Raw genomic sequence first — 26,500 nt, forward strand, 5'->3', positions numbered from 1 at the left:
TGCTATCCCTTCACGCCGGTGAGCGCGATGCCCTCGACGAATGCCTTCTGTGCGAAGAAGAAGATGATGACGACGGGGACCATGACGACGACGGTCATCGCCATCGTCATCGACCAGTCCGTACCGTGCTGTCCGCGGAACGTGGCGAGCCCGTACGCCACCGGCCAGGCGGCCTGGTTCTCGGACGCGTAGAGGAGCGGGCCGTAGTAGTCGTTCCACGAATGGAAGAACATGAAGATCGCTGCCGACGCGATGCCCGGACGGGCCATCGGCACGACGACCCGCCACAGCACGCCCCACTCGCTGCAGCCGTCCATCCGGGCGGCGTCGCCGTACTCCTTCGGGATCGTCATGAAGAACTGGCGGAGCAGGAAGATGCTGAACGCGTCGCCGAGCAGGTTCGGCAGGATGAGCGGCCAGAGCGTCCCGGTGAGGTGCAGCTCGGACCACATCACGTAGACCGGCACCGCGGTGACCTGCGGGGGCAGGAGCATCGCGACGATGATCACGGTGAAGATGAGGTTCGCGCCGCGGAACTTGATCTGGGCGAGTGCGTAGGCCGCCGGCACGGAACTCACGAGCATGAACGCGGTGGCGAGCACGGCGTACATCGACGAGTTGCCGAACCACTGCGTGAGCGGCAGCTCGGTGAACACCCGGGCGTAGTTCGAGAAGTCGAACGGGCGCGGCAGGATCGAGGCCGTGAGTGCCTGGTTGCTCGACATCAGCGAGGTCAGGATCACGAACACGATCGGCGCGATCGTCAGGACACCGAGCGCGATGAGTGCGGCGTGCTCGGCGATCCAGACGAGGGTCCGGCCGCGGGGCCTGCCGGTGCGCGGAGCGGTGCCGCGCGGTGCCCGGGCGAGCGGGGACTGGGAGACGGCGGTCATCAGGACTCCTCCGGCCGGAACACACTGATCCGGCGCATCGTGAAGACGAGCACCACGGCGGTGATCACGAACAGCACCACGGCCATCGCGGACGCGTAGCCGAACTGGAAGTTCGCGAACCCGTGTTGGTAGAGCAGCTCGGTGTACGTGAGCAACGAGGTGCCCGGGTACCCGAGCTGGGCGGCCGTGCCACCACCGATCGTCGCCTTGCCGCTCGCGACGCCCGAGGCCACCGCGGCCTCGGTGAAGTACTGCAGCGCCGCGATCACCCCCGTCACGGCCGCGAAGCCGATGACCGGCGCGATCGTCGGCAGCGTGATGTGCCGCACCTGCTGCACGCCGTTCGCGCCGTCGAGCGACGCGGCCTCGTACAGGTCGCGCGGCACGTCGAGGAGCGACGCCAGGAAGATGATCATGATGTCGCCCATCACCCAGACGCCCATGATGACGAGTGACGGCTTGGACCACGCGGGGTCGTTGAACCACAGGGGTCCCTCGATCCCGAACACCTTGAGGATCTGGTTGACCGGGCCGGTGCCGGGGTTGAACAGGAACACGAACGCCACGACGCTCGCGACCGGCGGGACCAGTGCTGGCAGGTAGAACAGCGTGCGCCAGAACCCGGTCGCGGTCTTCGCCCGACTGAGGAGCCCGGCCACGAGCAGCCCGCACACGATCCGGACGGGCACGAGGATGACGACGAACCACAGCGTGTTGACGACCGCGGGGCCGATCTGCGGGTCCTGCGTGAACAGGAACTTGTAGTTGAGCAGTCCGACGAACTCGGGCTCCTGCAGCTGGTTGTAGCGCGTGAACGAGTAGAAGATCGACGCGACGAGCGGGTACGCGAAGAAGATCACGAGGCCCGCCAGGGCCGGCGCCAGCATGGTCAGCGCGACCAGGCGACGGCGGGACTCGGCGGACCGGGGCCGACGCCGGAGAGCCGTGGGGGGCACCGGAGGCGACCCCGTCGGGCCCGAGGGCCGGGAGGCGCGGGCGAGCCGCGCCTCCCGGCCGGTCGTCTTGTCGGTGACGCTCATCACGGACCAGCCAGCTGGTTGGCGTTGTCGATGTCCTCGTCGAGCTTCTTGAGCTTCGCGTCGAGGTTGCCGCCGTTCTGCTGGTACGCCTGCCAGAACTTCGTGAAGGTGCCGATGTAGGCGGCGCCGTCCGCGGTGCCCGGCGAGGTCATCGTGTCCTTGTTGCCGGCGACGTCGACGAAGGTCTTGTAGTTGTCGTCGACCTCGAGCTTCGAGGAGTCGAGCGCCGAGGTGAGCGTCGGGATGTTCTTCAGCCCGTTGCCCATCGTGACCTGCGCGTCGGTGTTCGTGGACAGGTACTTCAGCAGTGCCCAGGCCAGCTCAGGGTTCTTCGACCCCTTCGCGATGCCCGCCACGTTGCCCGCGATGTACGTCGAGCCGTAGTTGCCGAGACCGTCCATCACCGGGGTCGGCGCCGTGCCGTAGTCGAGGTCCGGCTTCTGGTCCTTGATGAACGCAGTGCGGTACTCACCGTCGATCTGCATCGCGACCTGCCCGGTCTGGAACGCGTTGTCCGCGGCGAACTCCTGGCCGAGACCCGACGTGAACGCCTTGAGCTTGTCGTAGCCGATCTCGTCGACGAAGCCCTTCTGCCAGGTGATGAGCTTCTTCCAGGCGTCGGACGTGCCGATCTCGCTGTTGCCCTTGCTGTCCAGCCACGAGCCGTCGACCATCGGTGCCCAGTGCTCGGGCGAGTTCTCGTAGAAGTCGATGAGCGGGTTGAAGCCGAGCTGCTTGATCGAGCCGTCCGCGTTGTACGTCGTCATCTTCAGCGCGTCGGCCTTGAGCTCGTCGAGCGTCTTCGGCGGCGACGTGATGCCGGCTGCCGTGAACGCGGCCTTGTTGTACATCAGGGCGCTGACGTCGGCGAGGGCCGGGAGCGTGCACCGCGTGCCCTTGTACTGCGTGTACGACTGCACGGCCTTCGGGATGTCGGACAGGTCGACCTTGTCGCGCTTGATGTACGGCGACAGGTCGCGGAACGCGCCCGAGGAGCAGAAGCTGCCCACGATCGCGGTCGAGTACGACAGACCGACGTCGATGTTCTGCCCCGAGGAGATCGCCTTCTGCAGCTTCTCGTCGTCCTGCCCGGCGTGGATGTCGACGGTCACGTCGGGGTTCGCCTTCTCGAACCCGGCGACGGCGCTCTTCACGACACCGGCTTCGCGCCCGGTGAAGAAGTGCCACAGGGACACGGTGCCCTTGAGGTCCTTCGGGGCCTTGTCGGCGACGTCGGACGCGCTGCTGCCGGAGCTGCAGCCGGCGACCACGAGGGCGCCGGCGGCGGCCATCGCGGTGACGGTGAGGATCCGGGTGGCGGATCGTTTGCTGAAGTGCATCAGTACTCGCTCTCTGGTCTCGCTCCGCCGCCTCGGTCACGAACGGACCGTCCGGTGCGGACGGCACGTCCGGTTCCGGGCGCGACGAAGAGCCCTGGGGCAGGGCCGGGGTGTGGTGCCTCGAGTGGTGCGGGTGGGACTCCGCCGGGCGGAGTCGTTCAGGGGCGCTCGGCGGGGTCCGGCGCGGGCGCATCGTCACTGATGCGTTCGAGTCGGTCCGCGAGCGCGGTGCGGACGACGTCGATGAGGACGTGCCGCGCACCGTGCAGGACGGGGGTGTCGGGGACACCGGGTGCCACCACGGCGGTGGACCAGCGAGTGCGGGTCCGGAGCCAGGAGGTCACGGCGGTGGCCAGGGCGGGTCCGCCCGCGATGCCGGTCGGGCCGTGCAGCACGACCGTCTCGGGATCGGCGACGGCGAGGGCGGGGAGCACGTTGTGCCCGACGCGCTCGCCGAGGGCGGTGGTGAAGGGGTGCTGCTCGGGGAGCCCGGGCAGCTGCGGGAGCACCTGGCGCCAGTCGGCTGCGGTGCCGTCCGGTGCCGTGATCCCGTGCTCGGCGGCGAGTGCGACGATCGCGGGCTCGGAGATGAGGTCCGCGACGATCGTGGCCGTCGGGTCGATGGAGCGTGCATCGGCGGGCACGCTGAGGTAGCCGATCTCACCCGCGGCCCCGGACGCGCCGGTGTGCAGGTGGCCGTGCAGGTCGAGGGCCATGCCGAGGCCCTCCGCCATCCAGAACAGGGCGAACGACCCGGGCGCACGACCGGCGCCCATGTTGCGTTCGGCGATCGCGGCGAGGTTGGCGTCGTTCTCGATGACGGCCCGCACACCGAGGGCCTGCGACAGCGTCGCCGACACCTGGTCGCGCGGCCAGCCCGGCAGGCCGTCGGTGAAGATGAGGGTGTCCGTGGCGTGGTCGACACTCGCCTGCACGCCGACGGCGACGGCGGTGACGAGCTCGGGGTCGACGTCCGCAGCAGCGGCCGCCCGGGAGATCGCCGCGGCGACGATGTCGGCACCCGGGGCGCGCATCTCGTCGGCGGACATGGTGTGCGTCGCGACCGGGAAGGTGCGGCCCGCGGCGTCCACCACGGTGGAACGGACGTCGACGAGCTGGACGTCGACGGCGACACCGAGGTCGCGGTCGGTGATCGCTTCGTAGACCACGGCGCTCGGTCCGCGGCGACCGGCCTGGGACGCGGTACCGGCTTCGCGGATGAGGTCCGCCGACTCGAGCCGGCGGATGATCTCGGCCGCGGTCGGCTTGCTGAGCCCGGTGCGCTGTGCGATCTCGTTCCGGGTGAGCGGGCCCTCGTCGAGGAGGAGCTCGAGCGCGGCCCGGTCGTTGAGGACGCGCAGGAGCCCGGGCTGTCCGGGGGTCCGTCCTCGTGTGGTCATGTCGAGGACTGTAACGGACAACCTTCTTTACTGAAAGGTTTGTTTACCGATTCGAAACACGCGTTCCGCTCCGCGAAACGTTGGGGTGCGCGGGGCCGTGGGGCGGAATCGCGCGTGGTGGGCCGAATCGCGCGTGGTGGGCCGTTCCGCTCGTGGTGTGCCGAATCGCGCGTTGGGTGCAGGAAGTTCCGACCCCCTATGCGCGGTTCCGCTTCCCAGGTCGCGTGCGATGGGCTGGAACGCGCGCACGTACCGGCCTGGAGGCGCGGGGCGGGCCCGCACCGTGCCTCCAGGCCCGGGGGTGGTCGGCACCGACCCCCGCCGGTGCGGATGCCGTCGGGTCACGTCGTTTCGCGCTCACCGACACCTCACGGACACGACGGCGCGTGAGGTGTCGCTGACCGCGAAAACCCTCACGCCCGCGCGCGGAGCGCACGCGCACGCGCACGCGCACGCGCGCGCGCAACGCGCAACGCGCACGCGCGCAGCGCACCCGCAGCGCCTACGGCCGCAGCAGCACCTTGATCGCGCGACGCTCGTCCATCGCCCGGTACGCCTCGGCGGTCTCGTCGAGCGGCAGCTCGAGGTCGAACACCCGCCCGGGCTCGATCGCGCCCGACAGCACGTCCGGCAGCAGCTCCGGGATGTACTTCCGCGCCGGGGCCATGCCGCCCGCGACGGTGATGTTCGTGTCGAAGAGGTAGCGCGTCCCGATCGTGGGCACCCCGTGCGGGACCCCCACGAAGCCGAGGTTCCCGCCGGCCCGCACCGAGTGCAGCGCCTGGTCCATGCTCTCCTCGGTGCCCACGGCCTCGACCGCGCAGTCGGCCAGGTCGCCGCCGAGCAGCTCGCGGACCGCTTCGACGCCGTCGGCGCCACGCTCCGACACGATGTCGGTCGCGCCGAACTCCCGCGCGAGCGCCTGGCGATCGGCGTGCCGGCTCATCGCGATGATCCGCTCGGCGCCGAGCCGCTTCGACGCGAGCACCGCCGAGAGGCCCACCGCACCGTCGCCGACCACGACGACCGTCTTGCCCGGGCCGACCGCCGCCGACACCGCGGCGTGGTGCCCGGTCGAGAAGACGTCGGACAGGGTCAGCAGCGACGGCACGAGCGCCGGGTCGATCGGCCCGGGGACCGCGACGAGCGTGGCCTCGGCGTCCGGGATCCGGACGTACTCGGCCTGCGCGCCGCCGACCGGGTCGCCGTAGGCGTCGTTCGCGCCGAAGCCCGACAGGTGGTCGCAGCCCGTGGTCATGCCGTTGCGGCAGGCCTGGCAGGTGCCCTCGTTCATGGTGAAGGGGGAGATGACGAAGTCGCCCTCGTGCAGCGTCGTCACGGCGTCGCCGACCGAGACGACCTCGCCGACGAGCTCGTGCCCGATCGGCCGCGGCTCCTTCGTCTTCGTGACACCCCGGTACGGCCAGAGGTCGGACCCGCAGACGCAGGCCGCGACGACCTTGACGACGACGTCCTTCGGGGTGATGAGGCCGGGCTGGTCACGGTCCTCGACGCGGATGTCGTTCGGGGCGTGGATGATCGCTGCGCGCAAGAGGGTGCCTTCCGTCGAGATGGTGGGGAACCGGCGCGGTCGACGTCGTCCGGGCCGTCGTCGACAGTACCCTCGTGCGGGTGGACGAGGACCGGTACGGCGGCGATGTGCTCTCGGGGGACTGGCGCTCGCGCGGGGTGAAGAAGGTGCGGCAGGTGCCGCTCGAACGCGACATGGTGCTCGAGGACCCGGACTCCGGGTGGGCCGGTGCCGTGATGGGGCTCGAGGCGGGCAACATCGCGCTCGAGGACTGGAAGGGCCGCACCCGCTCGTTCCCGTTCAGCGGGCAGTTCCTGCTCGAGGGCGAGCTCGTGACGCTGGGACGCCCGCAGGCGCCGGTGGGCAGGTCTGCCGCCGCTTCGCCTCCGGCAGCCGGGAGGCCCGGGGCCGCGCCCGCCGTGCGGCACGCGTCCGACGGCGGTCGCCTCCGCACCGCGTCCGGATCGTTCGCGGTCGAGGCGCAGCGTGCCCGGGTGGCGCTGCCGTCCCGGATCATGGTCGAGGGCAAGCACGACGCGGAGCTCGTCGAGAAGGTCTGGGGCGCCGACCTGCGCGTCGAGGGGGTCGTCGTCGAGGAGCTCTCCGGCGTCGACAACCTCGCTGCGGTGCTGGACGACTTCAAACCCTCCCGCGAGCGTCGGGTCGGCGTGCTCGTCGACCACCTCGTGCCCGGGTCGAAGGAGTCCCGATTCGCCGATGCCGTGATGCGGGGGAAGTGGGGCGCTCACGTGCTCGTCGTCGGGCACCCCTTCGTGGACGTCTGGCAGTCGGTGAAGCCCGCACGGGTGGGACTGCAGGCCTGGCCCACGATCCCGCGCTCGATCGAGTGGAAGCAGGGCATCTGCCAGGCGCTCGGCTGGCCGCACGCCGAGCAGGCCGACATCGCCCGGGCGTGGCAGCGGATCCTCGGCCAGGTGCGGACGTTCGCCGACCTCGAGCCGCAGCTGCTCGGCCGTGTCGAGGAGCTCATCGACTTCGTGACGGAACCGAAGGCCTGAGGAACCAGCCGTTTCGTCAACAGGCCCGGGATTCCGGGGGTGATCCGCGCCTCCCGGCCTACTGTTGGGGGATGGACGGCATCGAGGGGCGCGTACGCGGCGCGGTCGATGTCTGGCTGCGTTGGCTGCCGCGGTGGCAGATCGGCACCGCGAGGCCTCGCACCCGCATCTGCCGGAAGTGCACCGGGTCGCCGATCGCCTCGGCGGCGGGGTTCGGGCCGGACGTGCCGCACGCCGTCCAGCACGCGCTCATCGGCCGGATCTCGACCATCATCGAGGACGCCGTCGACGACTACACGGCGAAGAACCTGCCGCTGCTGCAGCGTGAGCTCGAACGCGCCGACGCCCGGAAGCGGCACGCGGGCTACCAACCGGCCGAGGGACTGTCGCCCGAGTTCCAGGGCCTCGACGTCGACCCGGAGCCGTCGCCGGGGTCGCCGTTCCTGTTCACCCTCGGGGAGCTGACCGGCACCGGTGCGGGGGAGCAGTCGCCGCGCGTGCCGCTGTCGGACGAGGCGAAGGCGGCGCTCCGGCACGAGATCGAGCTGTCCGACGAGTGCGCCCGGTCCACCGGAACGGCCGTGTGCCTCGCGCTCATCGACCACCGAGAGCGCATCGCGGAGGCCGTCGAGCGCTTGGTCGAGCCGCAGATCGAGGCCCTCGTGTCGGACATGTTCCGCGGGTTCGACGGGCCGGAGGACGGGCCGCGCAGCGGACTGTTCTGAGCGGTGTGGCGCGGGGCGCTTCGCGCGCGTGCTCGTGCGTGGCCGGTGCTCGCTGTGGTGCGAGGTTGACCGCTCCGTGCGCGCTTGTTGCGCTGCACCGAGTGGTCAACCTCGCACCGTGCGAGGTCCGTCGCTCAGCGGGGGAGGAGCGTCCGACCGGGGACGACCGTGCCCCGGAGCGAGCGGTGCTCGACGGCACGCGTCGGGTCGTCGATCCGGCCGATGACGAGGTCGATCGCCTCTCGACCGATGCGCTCGATCGGCTGCTCGAAGGTCGTGAAGCCGATCCAGTCGTTCGCGAGGGGGGAGACGCCGTCGAAGCCCGCCACCGAGACGTCGGCCGGAACCCGGACGCCGCGGCGGGCCAGGGCGTCGCAGACGTCGAGCATGAGCCGGTCCGTCGGGCACATCACCGCGGTCGCTTCGGACTCGCGCATGGCGTCGACCACGTCGGCGGCGATCGCATCGGGTGGTCGCACGAAGCTGGCGTCGATGTCGATCACCCGCGTGGCCCGCGCACGGAGCCGTTCGACCATCGCCGTCGACCGCGCGTGCTGCGTGATCGCGTTGTCCACGGGGACCGTCAGCACGACCACGGTCTGGTGGCCCGCATCGGCGACGGTGTCGGCGATCGCTGCTCCACCGTCGGTCTCGTCGCAGAAGACGCTCGACAGCGCCGGGTGCAGTTCGGGTCGGCCGGCGACGACCGTGGCGATCCGCGCGGCGAACTCGGCGATGTCGGCGGCCGGCATGAGGCCGCTGCAGACGACGAGCCCGTCGACGCGCATCGAGACGAGGGCGGCGAGCGCCGACTTCTCGTCCTCGACCCGACCGACCCCGGTCGTCGTGACCACGCGGTACCCGAGCTCGGACGCCCGCCGCTCCATCACTGCGTGCAGGGCGGTGTAGACCATCGAGGACGCGTCGCGCACGAGCATCCCGATCGTGTGCGTCCGACCGCTGACGAGCCCACGCGCCATCGCGTTCGCCACGTAGCCGAGCTCGGCCGCGGCGCGTTCGACCCGTTCACGCGTCTCGTCGGAGAAGCGGCCGGTGCCGGACAGGACACGGCTCACCGCCGACTTCGAGACCCCCGCGCGCGCGGCGACGTCGAGGATGGTCGGCTGCGAGCCGCGGCTGCCGTTCACGCGTCGGACGCCGACGTCCCCGTGCTGCTCCGGCTCCGTCGCGCGTCCGCGCGGCCGAGGAACCAGCGGGCGAGCCCGCGCCACCCCAGGAGGAAGACACCCAGCACGATGGTGGCGACGATGACGAACGAGATCGGCAGCGGGTTGCCGTCGACGTCGCCCTGACCGGTGGCGACCCGGATCGCCAGTCCGACGAAGACGGTGAGGACCCAGACGACGACGCCGGTCGGCCAGAACCGCAACGGACGTGCCCACGCCCCGCTCGTGACGTAGGCGATCGCCCACCCCGCGAGGAACGGGTACGCGGTCGTCCAGAGCCCGAGGGCCGTCTCCGCCTCGCCGTGGGACGAGCGCCCGATCAGCGTGAAGACGACGATGAGCACGACGTCGATGACGGCTGCGAGCCAACCCCAGGTACGTACGTTCACCCGGACAGTCTCGCAGCTCGGACGGCTCCGGCTTCTCCACAGGCAGGCGTCGCCCTCGTCTTGTCCACAGATCCGCCGCCGCCCCGATGGCTCCCGTCCCCCGACCACCACCATCGTGGGGGTGAACCGTCAGATCGCCCTCGCCCCGCTCCCCGCCGTCACCGTCCTCCGGACCTCGAGGCACCGTCCAGCCGAGTCCGAGGTGATCAGGAGGCGGGCGGACGCGCAGGAGCTCGTCCGCATCGGGCGAGGGAAGTTCGTCGACGCGGCCGCTTGGGCAGCCCTGCGGCCGGCGGAACAGCACCTGGTCCGTATCGGTGCGTCCGCCGATCGCATCGGACCCGACCAGGTTGTCTCACACGTCTCGGCGGCAGTCGTGCTCGGCGTTCCGACGGTGTCGCCGCCGCCCGATCGAGTGCACGTGACCACGGTCGGGAGTGATCGGCGAACCACGAATGCTTCCTTCGTCGTCCACGCCGACCTCGACCCGGTACTGGACCCGAGCAGGATCAGCACGCCGGAAGGCCTGCAGCTGAGCGGACCTGTTCGGATCGCCGCCGACGTGGCCCTCACGCTGCCGTTCATCGACGCCGTCGTGGCGCTCGACGACCTGCTCCGCCGGGGTGTTCCCCGAGCAGCCGTGCGCGACACGATCGCGCGGCGTGGCCCCAAGGGTCGCCGTCGGGCGCTCCGTGCGGTGGACTTCGCCGACTCCGCGTCGGACTCGCCGGGTGAGTCGATCGCGCGCACCCGGTTCGATCAGTTCGGCACGGAGGAGCCCGTGCTGCAGCACCGTTTCAGGTCGTCCGGGCAACCGGACATCGTGGTGGACTTCTGGTTCCTCTCGGCCGGCGTCGTGGTCGAGTTCGACGGCGAGGCGAAGTACCGCGACCCGACGATGCGGAACGGGCGTTCGGCGGAGGACGTGGTCGTCGCTGAGAAGTACCGGGAGGACCGGCTGCGGTCCATGCCCGGCGTCCGGCACGTCGTGCGGTTGCGATGGGCCGATCTGTGGGACGAGGCGACGTTGCGCGCGAAGCTGCGGCGGGCAGGCGTCCGGATGCGACGCTGAGCGCTGAGCGTCCCGTGCGAGCTTCGCCACTCGGTGCGAGCTTGTTGCGGCGCACGGGGTGATCAACCTCGCACCAGAGCAGGCGCAGCGGCGACCGCGCGCGCCCGCGCCCGGAGTTCACCCGACGGCGACGCCCGCGGCACCTGGCGTTCACCCGGCAGCGCCACACTCGACCACCGTGCGGGAACGTTCCCGCACCAGCACACACCAAGCACGCCCCACCCCGAACACCCCCACGAAACCAGGGAGACCACCGACGTGAAGACCCGAGTCCTCGCCGGCCTCGCGATCGCCGCAACCGCGACCGTCGCACTGTCCGGCTGCGTGCAGAGCGCCAACGCCTCGAACGCTGCCGACGCGAGCAGCGGCACCACGAGCCTCACCGTGTTCATCAGCGGCGACACCAACGTCCAGGACCTCTGGGAGAAGTCGCTCATCCCGGCCTTCGAGAAGGCGAACCCGACGATCCACGTCAGCACGAGCATCGACCTGCACGGCGAGCACGACGCGCAGACCCAGGCGAACCTCGCCACCGCGGTCAAGGCGGGCAAGAGCGTTGCCTACGACCTCGTGGACGCCGGGTTCGTCACGACCGCTGGCAAGGCCGGCCTGATGGCGACGGTCAGCGACAGCACGATCCCGAACCTCAAGGACGTCCCGGACGCCACGAAGCAGCAGGGCGGCGACAGCGCCATCCCGTACCGCGCCTCGAGCGTGCTGCTGGCGTACGACGCGAAGAAGGTCACGGACCCGCCGAAGACCCTCGACGACCTGCTCGCCTGGATCAAGGCCAACCCAGGCGAGTTCGCCTACAACTCCCCGTCGTCCGGCGGTTCCGGCGGGTCGTTCGTCGCCACGGTCCTCGCGAAGTACCTGTCGGCATCGGAGCAGAAGACGATGCAGACGACGTACGACAAGTCGCTCGAGTCGAAGTGGGACAAGGGGTTCCAGACCCTGAAGGACCTCGGCCCGTCGACGTACCAGAAGGGCGTCTACCCCAACGGCAACGACCAGGTCGTGCAGCTGCTCGGCAGCGGCCAGATCGCGATGGCGCCGGTGTGGAGCGACCAGTTCATCACCTCGCAGAAGACCGGCGTGATCCCGAAGACGGTCAAGGCGGTCCAGATCGACGACCCGTCGTTCACGGGCAGCGCGAGCTTCCTCGGCATCCCGAAGACGGAGCCGAAGGCCAAGAAGGCCGCAGCCGAGAAGCTCGCCGACTTCGTCCTCGGCTCGACGGGCCAGCAGCTCGTCGCGAGCGCCGTCTCCGGCTACCCGGTCGTCCCGCTCGACACGCTGCCGAAGTCGGTCGCCGAGCAGTTCGCCGACGCCAACCCGTCGACGCTCCGCCTCGGCTTCCAGAGCGACTTCTCCGCCGACATGAACGCGGCGTGGGACGCGAAGGTCCCGCAGTGACGCAGGTCACCGACCGGGAGGCCCGTGGCGACTCCGCCACGGGCCTCCCGCCCGTCCCGTCGCGGGTCCAGGGCGCGTCAGGCCCCGCGGGCCAGGGCGCGTCCCGCGCGGGGCGCAGCACCCGGCAGCGGTCGGACCGCCGTCGGCGGTGGCAGGGCCTCGCCCTCGTCGCCGCGCCGGTGCTCGTCGTCGTGCTGTTCGTCGGCGTCCCCGTGGTGAACGCCGCACTGTTCAGCCTCGGGTTCACCGGAGGGCTCAACGCGGCGCTCGCGGACATCGGCGGCGACACCGTCCGTGGCTTCTCGCTCGCGGTCTACGGCACGCTGCTCGGCAACCCGACGTTCCTCCGCGACCTCGTGGCGACGATCGGCGTCACCGCGCTGTCGACCGGAATCACGGTGGCGCTCGCCGTGGCGGTGGCCGTGATCCTCCGGCTCCGCGGCGGGTTCCTCGGCAAGACGCTCAGCGTGCTCGCGGTGGTGCCGATCTTCGTGCCCGTTGTCATCGCGAGCTGGTCGATCCTGACGTTCACCGACGCGCAGGGCTTCCTGCGCAGCCTCGGTGCGCAGTTCGGCATGGAGTTCCCGGTGTGGGGCTACACGCTCGTCGCCGTCGTGTTCGGCAGCGTCTGGACGAGCCTGCCGTTCGCCGTGCTCATGATCGCTGGTGCGCTGCAGGGCACGCCGGACGCCCTGGTCGAGGCCGCGAAGGACGCCGGTGCGAGCACCTGGCGGGTCGTCTGGGAGGTCCTCCTGCCGATGGCGAAGACCCCGCTCGTGATCGCGACGACGTTCACGGTGATCGGGGTGCTCGGGTCGTTCACGGTGCCGTACTTCACGGGTCCGAACGCCCCGACGATGCTCGGCGTCGACATCTCGAAGTACTTCCAGGCCTACAACCGTCCGCAGCAGTCGACCGCGATGGCGTTCATCGTGTTCGCGTTCGCCGCCGCGGCGAGCGTGTTCTACCTCCGTTCGACCGTGCGCACGAACGCCGGCGAGCTGGAGAAGCAGCAGAAGGAGCAGCAGTGATCAAGCGCGCCTCCGGGAACGTCGTCGTCTGGGCGGCGGCCGTCGTCCTCGCCGTGTTCATCGCCGGTCCGCTCGTGTGGCTCGCCGCGCGGGCGTTCGCCACCACGTGGACCTACCCGAACCTGCTGCCCGACGGGTGGACCCTGCGCTGGTGGAGCACCGTGTTCGAGGACCCGAGCCTCGGCGTCGCCGTGCAGAATTCGCTCGTGCTCGCCCCGCTGACGGTCTGCATCGCCGCGGTGGTCTGCCTGCCGGCCGCGTGGGCGATCAGCCGGATCGAGTTCCCCGGGCGACGACTCGTGCTCGTGGGGCTGTTCGCGACGAACGCCTTCCCGAAGATGGGCCTCTTCGTGACGATGTCCGCGATGTTCACGGCGCTGAACCTCATGAACACGGTGACCGGCATCCTGATCGTGCACGTCCTCGGCTGCGTGGTCTTCATGACCTGGCTGCCGGCGGCGGCGTTCTCCGCCGTGCCGCGGTCCCTCGAGGAAGCGGCGCGCGACGCCGGCGCGGGTCGCTGGCGGACGTTCTGGAGCATCACGTTCCCGATCGCGTGGCCGGGCATCCTCGTCGCGATGGTGATGTCGTTCCTGGCCTCGTTCGACGAGGCGCAGGGCACGTACCTCGTCGGCGCCCCGACGTACATGACGATGCCGACGGCGATGTACTCGCTCGTCCTCAACTCCCCGCGCCAGGTGTCCGCGGTGTTCGCGATCGCGCTGAGCATCCCCTCGGTGGTGCTGCTCCTCCTCGCCCGCAAGCACATCATGGGCGGCCGCCTCGCGGACGGCTTCCAGATCCGATGACCGGACAGATCCGATGACCAGCACGGGCACGAAAGGTGACCACATGACCGAGGCAACACTCATCGCGGAACGCGCACCGCGCCTCCAGGCCGACGACGGCACGACGGACCGGGCCCGCACCGGCGGACTCGTGGTCCGCGGACTCCGCAAGACGCTCGGCGGACGCGACGTCGTCGCGGGCATCGACCTCGACGTCGCGAAGGGCGAGCTCGTCTCGCTGCTCGGGCCCTCCGGCTGCGGCAAGACGACGACGCTCCGCATGGTGGCCGGGTTCCTGACCGCCGACGGCGGCTCGGTGACGATGGGGGACCGCGACGTCACCACGGCCGGTCCCGAACGGCGCCCGAGCGCGATGGTGTTCCAGAACTACGCGCTCTGGCCGCACATGACGGTCACGCAGAACGTGGCGTTCCCGCTCCGCACCCGCCGGGTGCCGAAGCGGCAGGCGGCCGAGCGGGTGCGGGCCGCACTCGACCTCGTCGGGCTGACGCACCACGCGACGTCGAAGCCGGCGGCGATCTCCGGCGGCGAGCAGCAGCGTGTCGCACTCGCCCGGGCGATCGTCCAGGAGCCCGACGTCCTGCTCCTCGACGAGCCGCTGTCGAACCTCGACGCGAAGCTCCGGGTGAGCGTCCGCGACGAGATCCGCCGCATCCAGCAGCGGCTCGGCATCACGACCGTCATCGTCACGCACGACCAGGACGAAGCGCTCAGCATCTCGGACCGGATCGCCGTGATGCACGACGGCCGGATCGAGCAGATCGCCGCGCCGGCGGAGCTCTACGCGCGGCCGGGCACCCGGTTCGTGGCGTCGTTCATCGGCTCGACGAGCCGTGTCGACGGTCGCTTCCGCAGCGGTGTCGGCGCCCGGATCACGGACGCCGACGAGGTCCTCGTCCGACCCGAACAGGTCTCCCTCGTCAACGACGCGTCCCTGCGGGCCACCGTGTCCCGCGTCCTCGTCCGTGGGCACTTCGCCGAGGTCGTCCTGACCGCGGACGGCGCCGAGCTCCGCGCGTTCGTCACGGGCGTGCCGCCCGTGGTCGGCACCGAGACCGGCGTCCGGATCGGCGACGTGCTGGTCTACCGCGGCGACGTGCTCACCGAGGCCGGGGCATGAGCGCCGAGGCGCCGGACGCGTCCGTCGCGTTCGTCGCGTCCGCCCCGTCCGCCGTGTCCGCCCCGTCCGCCGTGTCCGCCCCGTCTGTCGCGTCCGCCCCGTCCTCCGTGGACACGGCCTGGAGGCACGGCGTGCGTCCGCCACGCCTCGTCGCCCACCGTGGTGCGCCGCGCGTCCGGCGCGAGAACACGCTGCCCGCCGTCGCGGTCGCGGAGGCCCTTGGCGCGGAGACCATCGAGGTCGACGTCCGTCGCACGGCCGACGGCGTCGCCGTGCTCGTCCACGACGAGACCCTCGGGCGGATGTGGGGCGACGCACGCCGGGTGTCCGACGTCGACTGGTGCGACGTCGCGCGGCTCGGGAACGGACTCGATCGCATCCCGCGCCTCGACGCCGTGCTCGAACGGCTCGACGGCTGCCGCTCCACCCTGCTCGTGGACCTCACGGACCCCGCGGACGCCGTCGTGGCCGCCCGGACCGTCGCCGGGCACCACGGCTCCACGCCGGTCGCCTGGTGCGGCGCACCTGCGGCGATGGCGGCGGTCCGCCGGGAGCTGCCGGACGCGGACGTCTGGCTCGCGTGGGAGTCGCTCGAGCCACCGACCGCCGAGGCCCTCGAAGCCCTGACGCCGTCGACCCTCAACCTCGACGTCGCGTTCCTCACCCCGCGCACCGTCGAAGCCGCGCACGCCCTCGGGCTCCGCGTCGCCGTCTGGACCGTCGACGAGGCCGTGCCGGCGCTCTGGGCCGCGCGGCTCGGCGTCGACTCCGTCACGACCAACGACGTCGCCTCGATCCGCGCCGCCTTCGCCGCGGTCGAACGGGACGGTTGGCCCGAACACGACCGCGAGCCCACCGAGACCGAGGTCGCCTCCCGCGCCGAGGCCCTGGCACACCGGATCGCGCACGAGGTCATCGCCTTCACCCGCGAGCACCCGGTGGGCGAGGTGACGACGAAGGCGGACCTCGCCGACCTCGTCACCGACGTCGACCGGCTCGTCGAACAGCACGTCCGCTCCCGGGTCCGGATGGTGTTCCCGACGCACGGCTTCACCGGCGAGGAGTACGGCGCGGCTCCCGGGGACCGGCACCGCTGGTACCTGGACCCGGTGGACGGCACGACGAACCTGGCGAACGGGGTGCCGTGGACCTCGATGTCGCTCTGCCTCACCCGGGGCGGTCATCCGCTCGTCGGCGTCGTGGCCGACCCCTGGCGCGGTGAGGTGCTCGAGGCGCGACGGGGACGGGGCGCGACGCTCCGCGACCGGACGCTCCGGCTGGACGACGCACCGCGGGCGCTCGCCGGGGCCGTCGTCGGCACCGAGCTCGACGGGCACCGACCGTGGCCCGGCTTCGGCGCATTCCTCGACGCCCTCGCCGACCGGCTGTGCACGCTACGGGTGCAGGGGTCCGGCACGCTGACGATCGCGCAGGTCGCTGCCGGCCGGGGGATCGGCGGGTGCGTGTCGGCGTTCAACCCGGTCGACCACGGTGCCGCCGTGCTGCTCGTCCACGAGGCCGGCGGCGTCGTGCTCACCCGGGAGGGCCCGGTCGAGGACTTCCCGCCGGTGGGGGAGCCGTTCCTCGTGGCACACCCCGGTGCTGCGGACGAGCTCCACGCGGTGTGGACGGCGGCGCTCGCCGCAGGGTGACGGGTCGCTGGCTCGCACGGTGCGAGGCTCGCACGGTGCGAGGCTCGCACCGTGCGAGGGGCCGTCGTCTCCGGTGCGAGGTTGCGGACTCGGTGCGCGGCCACATGGACCGCACCGGGTACGGAACCTCGCACCGTTCGGGCCTGGAGGCGTGGGGCGTCAGGCCTGTGCGATCCGCACCATGTTGCCGGCGGGGTCGCGGACGGCCGCGTCGCGGACGCCCCAGAACTGGTCCGTCGGCTCCTGGAGGACCTCGGCGTCCGCGCTCGCCGCGATCCGGTCGAACGTCGCGTCGAGGTCGCTGACCCGGAGCTGCAGCATCGAGAGGCCGCCCTTCGCGAGGAGTGCCGCGATCACGTCGCCGTCCTCCTGGGACCGGCCGGCGTGCGGCTCGGAGAGCACGAGTTCGAGGTCCGCGTGGTCGTCGCTCACCAGGGTCACCCACCGGAACCCGCCGTTCTCGACGGTGTTCCGGACGGTGAAGCCGAGCACGTCGCCGTAGAAGGCGACGGCGGCGTCGATGTCGTCGGCGAGCACGTGCACGCCACTGATCTGGATCGTCATGGCTGTGACACTAGGACGGCACGGTGTCGTCGCGCTTCTCCGATCCTGCTCGGACGGCCCGCGCGACGGGGCGAGGCGACGGCCGGGTGACCACCATCGCGTGGCAGCTCCAGATGCCGGCGAGGGCGTCGTGGTCGGCCGCGCGGTACTCGGTCGGCGTCATCCCGACGAGTTCCGTGAAGCGCGACGAGAACGACCCGAGGCTCGTCGCACCGACTGCCATGCAGACCTCGGTCACGCTCTGGTCGGTGCTGCGGAAGAGCGCCTGCGCCCGCTCGATCCGCCGGGTCATGAGGTACGCGTACGGCGTCTCGCCGTAGGCCGCGCGGAACCGACGGCTGAAGTGGGCGGTCGACATGAACGCCGCGGCCGCGAGGGACGGCACGTCGAGCGGCTCCGCGTACGCGCGGTCCATCCGGCTGCGGGCACGCCGCAGCCGCCGGAGTTCGTCGAGGTCCGTCGTCACGGTGCCATCCTGCCCCGGTTGCTCTCGGCCGACTCTGTGCAGGCGTTCAGTCAGCGGTCGTCGGCGCTCCCTAGGGTGGCAGTCCACGGCCGGTCCGAACCGGAACGGCCGCACCCGAAGGAGCATCGACCATGGGATTCCTCGACCGTCTGCTCGGACGTCCGGACCGCGACCGCGATCAGAACGGTGCCGGGCAGAACCAGTGGGGGCAGCCCCCGCAGCAGGCCCAGCCGCAGCCGCAGCAGCAGCAGCAGCAGGGCTACCGCTACGGGCAGCAGTCGTACCACCAGCCGGCTGCTGCCGGCGGTGCTGCCTCGACCGACGACGAGCGCGCCGTCGAGCGCTACCGCTACCTGCTCCGGACCGCACCGCCCGAGCGCATCGAGGAGGTCCACGCCGAGGCGTTCGCGACCCTGACGCCCGAGCAGCGCCGGATGGTCTACGACGAGTTCACCCGGACGGCACCCGCCGGTGAAGCACCGCGTGGCGACGACCCGCGGTCCCTGGCCCAGGCGGCGACCCGCTCCGAGATCCGGCAGCCCGGGTTCATGGAGCGCTCGCTCGGCGGGATGGGCGGCGGCATGGGCGGCGGGATGGGCGGTGGACGCGGTCAGGGCGGCGGCTTCGGCGGCTTCGGCGGCGGGCAGCGATCGGGCCCGTCGTTCGGCAGCATGATCGGCGCGTCGATCCTCGGCACGGTGGCCGGCTACGTCATCGGTTCGGCGATCATGAGCGCCTTCCTGCCCGATCCCGGATCGTTCGATGGCGGTACCGACGCTGCGGGTGACGGTGGTTCGGAGGACACTGGTGCCGACTCCGCTGACGGCGGTGCATCCGACGGCGGATCGTCCGACGCCGGTGCATCCGACGGGGGCGGGTTCGAGAGTGCGGGTTGGAGCGACGGCGGATCGGACTTCGGCGGTGGCTTCGGCGACTTCGGTGGTGACTTCGACGTGTAGCGCGTCATTCCTCCCACCGACCTACTGATATTCTCCGTGGTCGACAAGGGAGCTGCCATGGCCATCATCGAAGCCTCAGGGCTGACCAAGACCTACCGGTCGAAATCCGGGCCGGTGCACGCCCTCGCGGGGCTCGACCTCTCGGTGCCGCAGGGCACCGTGAAGGCGTTGCTCGGTCCGAACGGCGCGGGCAAGACCACGATCGTGAAGGTGCTCACCACCCTCATCACGCCGGACACCGGCACCGCGACGATCGACGGGATCGACGTCATCGCCGATCCGCAGGCGACCCGACGATCGATCGGCGTCTCCGGGCAGTACGCGGCCGTCGACGAGAACCTGACCGGGTTCGAGAACCTCGAGATGATCGGGCGGCTCTACCACCTCGGTCGTCGCACGGCCCGACAGCGGGCGCGCGAGCTCATCGACGTGTTCGACCTGTCCGAGGCGGGCGACCGCCCCGTGAAGGGGTTCTCCGGCGGCATGCGTCGGCGCATCGACCTGGCGGGGGCGCTCGTCATGAACCCCCGCGTGCTGTTCCTCGACGAGCCGACGACCGGGCTCGATCCGCGCAGTCGGATGGCGCTCTGGGGGATCATCGAGGACCTCGTGGCGGGTGGCACCACCGTGCTCCTCACCACGCAGTACCTGGAAGAGGCCGACCAGCTCGCCGACGACATCGCGGTGATCGACGGCGGGACCGTGATCGCCGAGGGCACCTCGGACCACCTCAAGGCCCAGGTCGGCGGCCACCGGGTCGTGGTGACCCTCGTCGACCAGGTCGACGGCGACGCGGCGACCACCGTGCTCCGCCGCTGCGGCGTGGGTGAGGTCGAGGTCTCGGGTGACGGCCGGACGCACGCGATCGCCGTCGAGGCCGGTCCCTCCGCCCTGCAGCGTGTCCTCGCCGACCTCGGCGAAGCGGGCATCGAGCTGCACGACGCCGGTATGCGCCGTCCGACGCTCGACGACGTGTTCCTCCGCCTCACCGGGCACGCCGCGACCGACGACGAGCCGGACGACACGAAGCAGCAGGACGACACGAAGCAGCAGAAGGAGACGGCACGATGACCGCGACCACCACGGCCCTCGGCCGGCAACTGCCCGTCGTCATCACCTCGCCAGTCGCGATCTGGTTCGAGGACGGCTGGACCGTCACGAAGCGGAACCTCATCAAGATCAAGCGCTCGCCGGACATGCTCGTCTTCGCGGTGCTGCAGCCGATCATGTTCGTGCTGCTGTTCAGCCAGGTCTACGGCGGCGCGATCCAGGTGCAGGGCACGGACTACACGCAGTTCCTGATGGCGGGCATCTTCGCGCAGACCGTCGTCTTCGGGGCGACGTTCTCCGGGTCGGCGATGGCGCAGGACCTCAAGGAAGGGCTGATCGACCGGTTCCGCACGCTGCCGATGTCCGCGTCCGCGGTACTGGTCGGACGGACGAACTCCGACCTCGTGCTCAACGGGATCTCGATGGCGATCATGATGCTCACCGGGCTCGTGGTCGGGTGGCGGGTGAACTCGTCGCCGCTGGAGTTCCTCGCCGGCGTCGGGCTGCTGCTGCTCTTCAGCTACGCGTTCAGCTGGGTGATGGCGCTCCTCGGCATGAGCGTGAAGACGCCAGAGGTGATCAACAACGCCTCGTTCATGATCCTGTTCCCGCTGACGTTCATCTCGAACGCGTTCGTCCCGAGCGACACCCTGCCGCTGGTCCTGCGGGTGTTCGCCGAGTGGAACCCGGTGTCGTCGCTCGTGCAGGCAGCACGCGAACTGTTCGGCAACGTCGGCTCCGCGCCCGTGCCGGACATCTGGACGATGCAGCACCCGGTCCTCACCGTGCTCATCGGCATCACCGTGATGCTCGTGGTCTTCGTGCCGTGGGCGGTCAACAAGTACACGCGCATCAGCGCGAAGTAGGCGGGTGGCGCGGGCGCCCGGCGGAACCGCTCAGAGCAGCTTCCGCTGGAGCGCCCACGCCGTCAGTTCGTGCCGGTTCGACAGCTGCAGCTTCCGCAGGACCTTCGACACGTGCGTCTCGACGGTCTTCACGGAGATGAAGAGGTCGGTCGCGACCTCCTTGTAGGCGTACCCGCGCGCGATGAGCCGCATGACCTCCTGTTCGCGCGCGGACAGCCGGTCGAGTTCCGAGTCGGCCTGCGCCGTCTCACCGCTGACCGCGCCGAACGCGTCGAGCACGAACCCGGCGAGGCGCGGTGAGAACACGGCGTCCCCCTCCGCGACGCGCTGCACCGCCTCGGCGACCTCGGCCCCGGAGGAGCTCTTCGTGATGTACCCGCGCGCACCGGCCCGGATCACGCGGACGACGTCGTCGGCCGCGTCCGACACGCTCAGCGCGAGGAACCGCGTGTCCGGGTGGCCCGGTGCGGCGCGCGTGATCACCTCGGCACCGCCGCCACCTGCCCCACCGGGCAGGTGCACGTCGAGCAGGACGACGCGGGGACGGGTCGCGGTGACGAGGTCGACCGCCTCGTCGACGGTGGCGGCCTCACCGACGACCTGGAGGCCCGTGGGCAGTCCGGCACGCACGCCGGCTCGGAAGATGGAGTGGTCGTCGACGATCGCGACGGTGAGCGGTCCGGCCGCCGGTTCCGGGGACGGAGCGGTGTGGTCGGTCACGGGGTCTCCTTCGTCGGCTGGGCGTCGGCCGGTGGCGCGAGGGGCAGGGTGAGCCGGACCTCGGTGCCGGTGCGCCCGGGCCCCGGTCCGATGGTCGCGGTGCCGCCGAGCCGGTCCATCCGGCCGAGGATCGACTCGCGCACGCCGTAGCGGCCCTCCGGGATGGCCCCGGTGTCGAACCCCGGCCCGCGGTCGCCGACGCTGACCTCGACCCGGTCGGCCGAGGTCTCGGCGTAGACGCTGACGGTCCCGCCGGCGTGCCGTGCGGCGTTGAGCATGGCTTCGCGTGCGGCGCCGACGACCCCTTCCGGCAGGTCCGTGCGGACCGGGCCGATCGCGATCACCTCGATGCGGACGGGGTACTCGGTCTCGATCTCGGCGGCGGCCGCGCGGAGCTGCGCACCGAGGTCGGCGGCGGACTCCTCCTGCTCGGTGAAGAGCCACGACCGCAGTTCGCGTTCCTGGGCACGGGCGAGCCGTGCGGCGTCGGAGCCCGGTTCGGCGCGCTGCTGGATGAGCGCGAGGGTCTGCAGCACCGAGTCGTGCAGGTGGGCGGCGATCTCGGCCCGTTCGACCTCGCGCACCCGGGCCGCACGTTCCTCGGCGAGGTCGCGGACGAGGCGCACCACCCAGGGCGCGACGACGACGGCCACCCCGAGGAGCACGGCGACGGCGGCGGTGAGGACGGTCCACACGTTCGGACGACTGCTCGTCGTGAAGAACAGGAGGATGCCGAGCACGACCAGGACGAGCGCGCCGAGGGCACGGACGACGAGCGCTGACGAGCCGGACGTCCGGACGTTGCGCAGCGCGTCGAACTGCCGCCAGGCGAGCGCCGCCCCGGTGACGACGACGACGCCGGGCACGACGACCTCGAGCGGCACGTCGGCACCGAGCCGCGAGGCGATCACCGCACCGCCGGCGGTCAGCAGCGCGACGCCGAGCAGGATCTCCACGACCGGGGCCCGTCGTCCGTGCGGTGCACCGTCGGCGTCGCCGTCGGCGGACGGCCCGGTCAGCATCGCCTTGAGCGGGACCGGGGTCGCCGGGCCCTGGCTCGGGGTGGTCGCCCAGAGCCACGCGTAGAGGAGGACCCCGGCACCACCGCACACGGCGAGCACGGCGGTGGCGAGCCGCACCGCGCCGACGGGCAGCCCGGTGTGCGTGGCGAAGCCGCTGCAGACGCCGCCGACGACCCGGAGGGCCGGGCGGGACATCGTGGCGGTCGGCATGCGGCAATCCTGACACCTCTCCACCGCCCCGAGGCGGTGCCGGGGTGGGGATCAGGGGTCGATCAGGGGGAACCCCGATGGTGCCGGGCGCCGGGGGCCACGATGCTGGTGGCCATGACACGACAGGACACCGGCGGCCCCGCGTCGGCGACACGGTTCTTCGACTGGATCCGGGGCATCCACGTCACACGGACCGACGACCGCTGGGTCGCCGGGGTCTGCGGTGCCGTCGCGGCCCGCACCGGCCTCGACCCGCTCGTCGTGCGGGGCATCGTGATCGTCGTCGCGCTCCTCGGCGGTCCGGTGTTCCTCGCCTACGCCGCCGGCTGGGCGCTGCTGCCCGACTCGTCCGGACGCATCCACCTCGAGCGGATGATCCGCGGCGTGCTCGACCCGGCGCTCATCGCCATCGGCGTCCTCGTCGTGCTGACCTTCGTCCCCGCGGTGCAGGGCATCTGGTGGCAGGGCGTCCCCGTCGCCTGGGGGATGCCGGGCTGGCTCTCGGCGACCCTCGGTACCGCGTGGACCATCGCGCTCGTCGGCTGCGCCGTGTGGCTCGTCGTCGTGCTCGCCCGTCGCGGACCGCAGCGGACGGCACCGGGCAGCCCCGGTGGCACTCCCGCCGGTGCTCCCGGCGAGACCACCGGCGCGGCCGCGTCGGCCGCCGCTCCGGACGGCACCCGTCGGGACTTCTGGACCAGCCCCGAGGACCCGCCAGCGGACCGGGCGACCTGGGCGACGAACGCGGCCACGGGGGCCCCGGACCCGGCCACGGCCGGACCGACGGCCTCGGCGACGGACGCGGGGCGCGCCTCCTGGCAGTGGGACACGACCACGGCGCGGACCGCAGCGGACCGGCACCGCGACCACCTCGAGCGCATGCGTGCCGAGCGGGAGCGCGCGGCGGAGCGGCGCGCACGCCGGGCGGAACGACTGCCCGGTGCCGCGTTCGTCGCGGTGAGTCTCGGGCTCGCGCTCGTGGCCGGCGCCGCCGTCGCCGTCTGGGCACAGCAGGCCGACCTGTCCGTCCCGGTCCTCGGCATCGCCGCGGCCGTGGTGGTGCTCGCGGTCGCCACGATCGTCGCCGGGATCCGGGGACGGGAGAGCGGCGGACTCGGGCTCTTCTCCACCATCGGGGTCGTCGCGCTGGTCGTCACGGGAGTCCTCCCCGGCGGCACGCAGCTCTCCGTCATCGGCGGCACCACCTGGCGGGTGGACGACGTCGGGCGGGGCGCCGAGCGGAACTACGCGATGGTCGTGGGCGGGCCGACCCTCGACCTCCGGGGGCTCGGGGAGTCCGACGGCGGGGGACGCGTGAACCTCTGGCTCGGCGCCGGCGGGGCGACGGTGCTGCTGCCGACCGACGCACCCGTGCGGGTGCAGGTGAGCGGCGTCGGGTACGGCGTGGACACGGACGCCGGAGACTCCGGGGACTCCGGGGACGACGCCCAGGGTGGCGTGCTCGGCACGACGACCGTCGAGAACCGGGCGGCGCGCACCGCGACCGCCGCCGACACCACGACCGTGCACGTGTGGGTCCTCGGCGGAGGCGTCGACGTGCCCCGCGGGCTCACCGTCAACGAGTGAGGAACGAGACCATGACGAACGACGACGAGACCACCCCGTTCGAGCGGACGGGGCCGCTGGACCCGACGGACCTGACGACGCCGCTGGACCAGACGACGCCGGTGTCCACCGCTTCCGTCCCGCCGGCTCCCGCGCCGCCGGCCCCCGCACCCCGTCCACGACGGTCCGCCCGGTTCGGCACGATCTTCTGGGGAGTCGTGCTCCTCGTGTTCGCGCTCGCGATGGCCGTCACGGCGCTCCCGTGGTTCTCGGTGGACCCGGTGACGCTCCTGCTGGCGGCGTGCATCGCGGCCGGGGTCCTGCTCGTGGTGGCCGGGGTCGCCGCCGTGGTCGCGCGACCACGGCAGGAGTGATCCTCCCTCCCAGGCACGGTGCCGGAAGCGACCGTCCACAGGGCCGTCCGGGTGCACCACAGCGGCACCCGGACGGCTTACGATCAACTCCGTGACCGCGACTGACGCCGAGCGGGCCGCGGAACACGACGCGACCGAGCCATCCCTCGACCGAAGCACCCGTGTGCGCCGCTGGATGCTCGACGGCGCTGACCAGGGTGCTTCGCACCAGGGCCCGCACCAGGTCGAGGTCGAGAAGACCCACTCGTGGTGGCGGGTCATGTGCCTCACCGGCGTCGACTACTTCTCGACGCTCGGGTACCAGCCCGCCATCGCGGCCCTGGCGGCCGGGCTCCTCTCGCCGATCGCGACGATCGTCCTCGTGCTGGTCACCCTGTTCGGCGCGCTGCCGGTCTACCGTCGTGTCGCCGAGGACAGCTTCCGCGGCGCCGGCTCGATCATGATGCTCGAGAAGCTGCTGCCGTGGTGGGCGGGCAAGTTGTTCGTGCTCGTGCTGCTCGGGTTCGCCGTGACGGACTTCATGATCACGATGACGCTGTCGGCTGCGGACGCCACGGCGCACATCGCCGAGAACCCCTTCACGCCGCACTGGTTCACCGAGATCCCGGTGCCGCTCACCCTCGCACTGCTCCTCCTGCTCGGGGTCGTGTTCCTCCGCGGCTTCAAGGAGGCGATCGGCATCGCGGTCGTGCTCGTCGCCGTCTACCTGGCCCTCAACGCGGTCGTCGTCGGCGTCTCCCTGTGGCACGTCTTCGAGCACCCCACGGTGGCGAGCGACTGGTGGAGCGGCCTCACCACGCAGCACAGCAACCCGCTCGTGATGATCGGCATCGCGCTGGTCGTGTTCCCGAAGCTCGCGCTCGGCCTGTCCGGCTTCGAGACCGGCGTCGCCGTGATGCCGCAGGTGCGTGGGGACGCCTCGGACGACACCAGTGCCCGTCCCGAAGGCCGGATCCGCGGGACGAAGCGCCTGCTCACCGTCGCGGCGATCATCATGAGCTCGTTCCTCATCACGTCGTCGATCGTCACCACCTTCCTCATCCCGCAGCGCGAGTTCCAGCCGGGTGGCGGTGCGAACGGACGCGCCCTCGCGTACCTGGCGCACGAGTACCTCGGTGGGGTGTTCGGCTCGGTGTACGACTTCTCGACGGTGGCCATCCTGTGGTTCGCCGGCGCGAGCGCGATGGCGGGGCTGCTCAACCTGGTGCCGCGGTTCCTGCCCCGCTACGGCATGGCCCCCCAGTGGGCGCGGGCGACACGGCCCCTCGTGATCATCTTCACGCTCATCGCCTTCCTGATCACGATCATCTTCCAGGCGAACGTCGACGCGCAGGGCGGGGCCTACGCCACCGGCGTCCTCGTGCTCATCACGAGTGCCGCCGTCGCGGTCACGCTGTCGGCACGACGGAAGCAGCAGAAGAAGCGGACCATCGGCTTCGGGGTGATCGCGCTCGTGTTCGTGTACACGACGATCGCGAACATCATCGAGCGGCCCGACGGCGTCCGGATCGGCGCGGTGTTCATCATCGCCATCGTCGTCGTGTCGCTCGTCTCGCGGGTCCGGCGCTCGTTCGAACTCCGCGCGTCGTCGATCGAGCTCGACGCCACCGCCCGGCAGTTCGTCGAGGCCGACGCCGACCAGTTCAGCGCGGTCTGCATCATCGCCAACGAACCCGGAGCGGGCACCGCCGAGGCGTACCGGTCGAAGGGGCGTGAGGAACGCCGTGACTCCGGCATCCCGGCACGCGTCCCGACGATGTTCCTCGAGGTCCTGCCCGCCGACTCGTCCGACTTCGAGGAAGACCTCGTCGTCGAGGGCCACGTGATCCACGGGTTCCGCGTCCTCAAGGTGCGCTCCGGCAACGTCCCGAACACGATCGCCTCGACGCTGCTGGCGATCCGTGACATCGCCGGCGTCGTGCCGAGCATCTACTTCGAGTGGAACGAGGGCAGCCCGATCCGGAACGCGCTGCGGTTCGTCTTCACCGGTGCCGGCGACGTCGCCCCCGTGACGCGCGAGGTCCTCCGCGAAGCGGAAGCCGACGTGAACCGTCGGCCGAGCGTCCACGTGTCGTGACG

Annotated in this window: 25 protein-coding genes; 14 read left to right on the forward strand and 11 right to left on the reverse strand. The window is 71.4% G+C overall.

All coding sequences use genetic code 11. The features are described 5' to 3' along the window. Positions 1-2 precede the first annotated feature (2 nt). From DEJ28_RS05005 to DEJ28_RS05025, 5 genes are all read right to left on the reverse strand, one after another. Positions 3-893 (reverse strand): carbohydrate ABC transporter permease, encoded by an 891-nt coding sequence (locus DEJ28_RS05005; RefSeq protein ID WP_111117093.1) that lies wholly within the window; start codon positions 891-893, stop codon positions 3-5. Continuing rightward, on the reverse strand, positions 893-1,933 hold the full coding sequence (locus DEJ28_RS05010) for a carbohydrate ABC transporter permease (protein ID WP_220034667.1): 1,041 nt from the start codon (positions 1,931-1,933) through the stop codon (positions 893-895). Before DEJ28_RS05010 ends, DEJ28_RS05005 begins: the two co-directional genes overlap by 1 nt. Further along, the gene (locus tag DEJ28_RS05015) at positions 1,933-3,273 is read right to left on the reverse strand and encodes an extracellular solute-binding protein (protein ID WP_111117092.1); all 1,341 of its coding nucleotides are present in this window, start codon (positions 3,271-3,273) and stop codon (positions 1,933-1,935) included. Before DEJ28_RS05015 ends, DEJ28_RS05010 begins: the two co-directional genes overlap by 1 nt. 158 nt (positions 3,274-3,431) lie before the next feature. After that, positions 3,432-4,673 (reverse strand): ROK family transcriptional regulator, encoded by a 1,242-nt coding sequence (locus DEJ28_RS05020; RefSeq protein ID WP_111117091.1) that lies wholly within the window; start codon positions 4,671-4,673, stop codon positions 3,432-3,434. A gap of 502 nt (positions 4,674-5,175) precedes the next feature. Further along, positions 5,176-6,225, reverse strand: a complete 1,050-nt coding sequence (locus tag DEJ28_RS05025) for a zinc-binding dehydrogenase (protein WP_111117090.1) — start codon at positions 6,223-6,225, stop codon at positions 5,176-5,178. Between the two features lie 80 nt (positions 6,226-6,305). Here DEJ28_RS05025 and DEJ28_RS05030 point away from each other — a divergent pair, with 80 nt between their 5' ends. Then, positions 6,306-7,223, forward strand: a complete 918-nt coding sequence (locus tag DEJ28_RS05030) for a DUF3097 domain-containing protein (RefSeq protein WP_111117089.1) — start codon at positions 6,306-6,308, stop codon at positions 7,221-7,223. A gap of 71 nt (positions 7,224-7,294) precedes the next feature. After that, positions 7,295-7,948 carry a spermidine/putrescine ABC transporter substrate-binding protein gene (locus DEJ28_RS05035; RefSeq protein WP_111117088.1) on the forward strand — a complete coding sequence of 218 codons (654 nt, stop codon included), beginning with the start codon at positions 7,295-7,297 and terminating at the stop codon, positions 7,946-7,948. A gap of 134 nt (positions 7,949-8,082) precedes the next feature. Here DEJ28_RS05035 and DEJ28_RS05040 read toward each other — a convergent pair whose 3' ends face one another. Then, a complete protein-coding gene (locus DEJ28_RS05040; protein WP_111117087.1) occupies positions 8,083-9,096 on the reverse strand; it encodes a LacI family DNA-binding transcriptional regulator in 1,014 nt (337 codons plus the stop codon). After that, complete coding sequence (locus DEJ28_RS05045) at positions 9,093-9,524, reverse strand: DUF3054 domain-containing protein (RefSeq protein ID WP_258368242.1); 432 nt, start codon at positions 9,522-9,524, stop codon at positions 9,093-9,095. The genes DEJ28_RS05040 and DEJ28_RS05045 overlap by 4 nt, the downstream gene beginning before the upstream one ends. Before the next feature lie 121 nt (positions 9,525-9,645). Between DEJ28_RS05045 and DEJ28_RS05050 the strand changes: the two genes are divergently transcribed. The 6 genes from DEJ28_RS05050 to DEJ28_RS05075 all read left to right on the forward strand — a co-directional run bounded on the left by DEJ28_RS05050 (position 9,646) and on the right by DEJ28_RS05075 (position 16,624). Then, positions 9,646-10,596, forward strand: a complete 951-nt coding sequence (locus DEJ28_RS05050) for a hypothetical protein (RefSeq protein ID WP_146248918.1) — start codon at positions 9,646-9,648, stop codon at positions 10,594-10,596. Between the two features lie 258 nt (positions 10,597-10,854). Then, the gene (locus DEJ28_RS05055) at positions 10,855-12,012 is read left to right on the forward strand and encodes an extracellular solute-binding protein (RefSeq protein WP_111117084.1); all 1,158 of its coding nucleotides are present in this window, start codon (positions 10,855-10,857) and stop codon (positions 12,010-12,012) included. Then, positions 12,009-13,043, forward strand: coding sequence for an ABC transporter permease (locus DEJ28_RS05060; RefSeq protein ID WP_258368241.1), 1,035 nt, complete (start codon positions 12,009-12,011; stop codon positions 13,041-13,043). Before DEJ28_RS05055 ends, DEJ28_RS05060 begins: the two co-directional genes overlap by 4 nt. Next, positions 13,040-13,852 (forward strand): ABC transporter permease, encoded by an 813-nt coding sequence (locus tag DEJ28_RS05065; RefSeq protein WP_111117082.1) that lies wholly within the window; start codon positions 13,040-13,042, stop codon positions 13,850-13,852. Before DEJ28_RS05060 ends, DEJ28_RS05065 begins: the two co-directional genes overlap by 4 nt. 43 nt (positions 13,853-13,895) lie before the next feature. After that, positions 13,896-14,972, forward strand: coding sequence for an ABC transporter ATP-binding protein (locus tag DEJ28_RS05070; protein WP_258368239.1), 1,077 nt, complete (start codon positions 13,896-13,898; stop codon positions 14,970-14,972). Then, a complete protein-coding gene (locus DEJ28_RS05075; protein WP_111117080.1) occupies positions 14,969-16,624 on the forward strand; it encodes an inositol monophosphatase family protein in 1,656 nt (551 codons plus the stop codon). Before DEJ28_RS05070 ends, DEJ28_RS05075 begins: the two co-directional genes overlap by 4 nt. A gap of 159 nt (positions 16,625-16,783) precedes the next feature. Here DEJ28_RS05075 and DEJ28_RS05080 read toward each other — a convergent pair whose 3' ends face one another. Together DEJ28_RS05080 and DEJ28_RS05085 are read right to left on the reverse strand one after the other, a co-directional pair. Continuing rightward, entirely contained in the window at positions 16,784-17,188 is a 405-nt protein-coding gene (locus DEJ28_RS05080; protein WP_111117079.1) for a VOC family protein, read from the reverse strand. A 10-nt stretch (positions 17,189-17,198) separates the two neighbouring features. Then, the gene (locus DEJ28_RS05085) at positions 17,199-17,603 is read right to left on the reverse strand and encodes a helix-turn-helix transcriptional regulator (RefSeq protein WP_220034670.1); all 405 of its coding nucleotides are present in this window, start codon (positions 17,601-17,603) and stop codon (positions 17,199-17,201) included. 182 nt (positions 17,604-17,785) lie between these two features. Here DEJ28_RS05085 and DEJ28_RS05090 point away from each other — a divergent pair, with 182 nt between their 5' ends. The 3 genes from DEJ28_RS05090 to DEJ28_RS05100 are packed head-to-tail and all read left to right on the forward strand — an operon-like array spanning position 17,786 to position 20,529. Next, positions 17,786-18,613: a hypothetical protein gene (locus DEJ28_RS05090; protein ID WP_111117077.1), complete on the forward strand. Its 828-nt coding sequence runs from the start codon at positions 17,786-17,788 to the stop codon at positions 18,611-18,613. A 57-nt stretch (positions 18,614-18,670) separates the two neighbouring features. Then, the gene (locus DEJ28_RS05095) at positions 18,671-19,684 is read left to right on the forward strand and encodes an ATP-binding cassette domain-containing protein (protein WP_111117112.1); all 1,014 of its coding nucleotides are present in this window, start codon (positions 18,671-18,673) and stop codon (positions 19,682-19,684) included. After that, complete coding sequence (locus DEJ28_RS05100) at positions 19,681-20,529, forward strand: ABC transporter permease (RefSeq protein WP_111117076.1); 849 nt, start codon at positions 19,681-19,683, stop codon at positions 20,527-20,529. The genes DEJ28_RS05095 and DEJ28_RS05100 overlap by 4 nt, the downstream gene beginning before the upstream one ends. A 30-nt stretch (positions 20,530-20,559) precedes the next feature. On the opposite strand, the gene DEJ28_RS05105 is transcribed toward DEJ28_RS05100, so the two are convergent. Both DEJ28_RS05105 and DEJ28_RS05110 read right to left on the reverse strand, forming a co-directional pair. Next, positions 20,560-21,249: a LuxR C-terminal-related transcriptional regulator gene (locus tag DEJ28_RS05105; protein WP_111117075.1), complete on the reverse strand. Its 690-nt coding sequence runs from the start codon at positions 21,247-21,249 to the stop codon at positions 20,560-20,562. Then, complete coding sequence (locus DEJ28_RS05110; protein WP_111117074.1) at positions 21,246-22,481, reverse strand: ATP-binding protein; 1,236 nt, start codon at positions 22,479-22,481, stop codon at positions 21,246-21,248. Before DEJ28_RS05110 ends, DEJ28_RS05105 begins: the two co-directional genes overlap by 4 nt. A 114-nt stretch (positions 22,482-22,595) precedes the next feature. On the opposite strand from DEJ28_RS05110, the gene DEJ28_RS05115 reads away from it, so the two are divergent. The 3 genes from DEJ28_RS05115 (at position 22,596) to DEJ28_RS05125 (ending at position 26,498) form a co-directional block, all read left to right on the forward strand. Beyond that, entirely contained in the window at positions 22,596-24,068 is a 1,473-nt protein-coding gene (locus DEJ28_RS05115) for a PspC domain-containing protein (RefSeq protein ID WP_181433837.1), read from the forward strand. Between the two features lie 11 nt (positions 24,069-24,079). Next, on the forward strand, positions 24,080-24,421 hold the full coding sequence (locus DEJ28_RS05120) for a hypothetical protein (RefSeq protein ID WP_111117072.1): 342 nt from the start codon (positions 24,080-24,082) through the stop codon (positions 24,419-24,421). A 175-nt stretch (positions 24,422-24,596) separates the two neighbouring features. Further along, on the forward strand, positions 24,597-26,498 hold the full coding sequence (locus DEJ28_RS05125; protein ID WP_258368244.1) for an APC family permease: 1,902 nt from the start codon (positions 24,597-24,599) through the stop codon (positions 26,496-26,498). Positions 26,499-26,500 lie beyond the last annotated feature (2 nt).

Origin of the sequence: Curtobacterium sp. MCPF17_002, assembly GCF_003234115.2 — a bacterium.
Lineage (GTDB): Bacteria > Actinomycetota > Actinomycetes > Actinomycetales > Microbacteriaceae > Curtobacterium.

Excerpts from the sequence above, each read along its gene's own strand:
- DEJ28_RS05005 (WP_111117093.1), bottom strand. The coding sequence starts at position 893 with ATGACCGCCGTCTCCCAGTCCCCGCTCGCCCGGGCACCGCGCGGCACC.
- DEJ28_RS05010 (WP_220034667.1), bottom strand. The coding sequence starts at position 1,933 with ATGAGCGTCACCGACAAGACGACCGGCCGGGAGGCGCGGCTCGCCCGC.
- DEJ28_RS05015 (WP_111117092.1), bottom strand. The coding sequence starts at position 3,273 with ATGCACTTCAGCAAACGATCCGCCACCCGGATCCTCACCGTCACCGCG.
- DEJ28_RS05020 (WP_111117091.1), bottom strand. The coding sequence starts at position 4,673 with ATGACCACACGAGGACGGACCCCCGGACAGCCCGGGCTCCTGCGCGTC.
- DEJ28_RS05035 (WP_111117088.1), top strand. The coding sequence starts at position 7,295 with ATGGACGGCATCGAGGGGCGCGTACGCGGCGCGGTCGATGTCTGGCTG.
- DEJ28_RS05070 (WP_258368239.1), top strand. The coding sequence starts at position 13,896 with ATGACCGAGGCAACACTCATCGCGGAACGCGCACCGCGCCTCCAGGCC.
- DEJ28_RS05075 (WP_111117080.1), top strand. The coding sequence starts at position 14,969 with ATGAGCGCCGAGGCGCCGGACGCGTCCGTCGCGTTCGTCGCGTCCGCC.
- DEJ28_RS05080 (WP_111117079.1), bottom strand. The coding sequence starts at position 17,188 with ATGACGATCCAGATCAGTGGCGTGCACGTGCTCGCCGACGACATCGAC.
- DEJ28_RS05085 (WP_220034670.1), bottom strand. The coding sequence starts at position 17,603 with ATGGACCGCGCGTACGCGGAGCCGCTCGACGTGCCGTCCCTCGCGGCC.
- DEJ28_RS05090 (WP_111117077.1), top strand. The coding sequence starts at position 17,786 with ATGGGATTCCTCGACCGTCTGCTCGGACGTCCGGACCGCGACCGCGAT.
- DEJ28_RS05095 (WP_111117112.1), top strand. The coding sequence starts at position 18,671 with ATGGCCATCATCGAAGCCTCAGGGCTGACCAAGACCTACCGGTCGAAA.
- DEJ28_RS05100 (WP_111117076.1), top strand. The coding sequence starts at position 19,681 with ATGACCGCGACCACCACGGCCCTCGGCCGGCAACTGCCCGTCGTCATC.
- DEJ28_RS05110 (WP_111117074.1), bottom strand. The coding sequence starts at position 22,481 with ATGCCGACCGCCACGATGTCCCGCCCGGCCCTCCGGGTCGTCGGCGGC.
- DEJ28_RS05115 (WP_181433837.1), top strand. The coding sequence starts at position 22,596 with ATGACACGACAGGACACCGGCGGCCCCGCGTCGGCGACACGGTTCTTC.
- DEJ28_RS05120 (WP_111117072.1), top strand. The coding sequence starts at position 24,080 with ATGACGAACGACGACGAGACCACCCCGTTCGAGCGGACGGGGCCGCTG.
- DEJ28_RS05125 (WP_258368244.1), top strand. The coding sequence starts at position 24,597 with ATGCTCGACGGCGCTGACCAGGGTGCTTCGCACCAGGGCCCGCACCAG.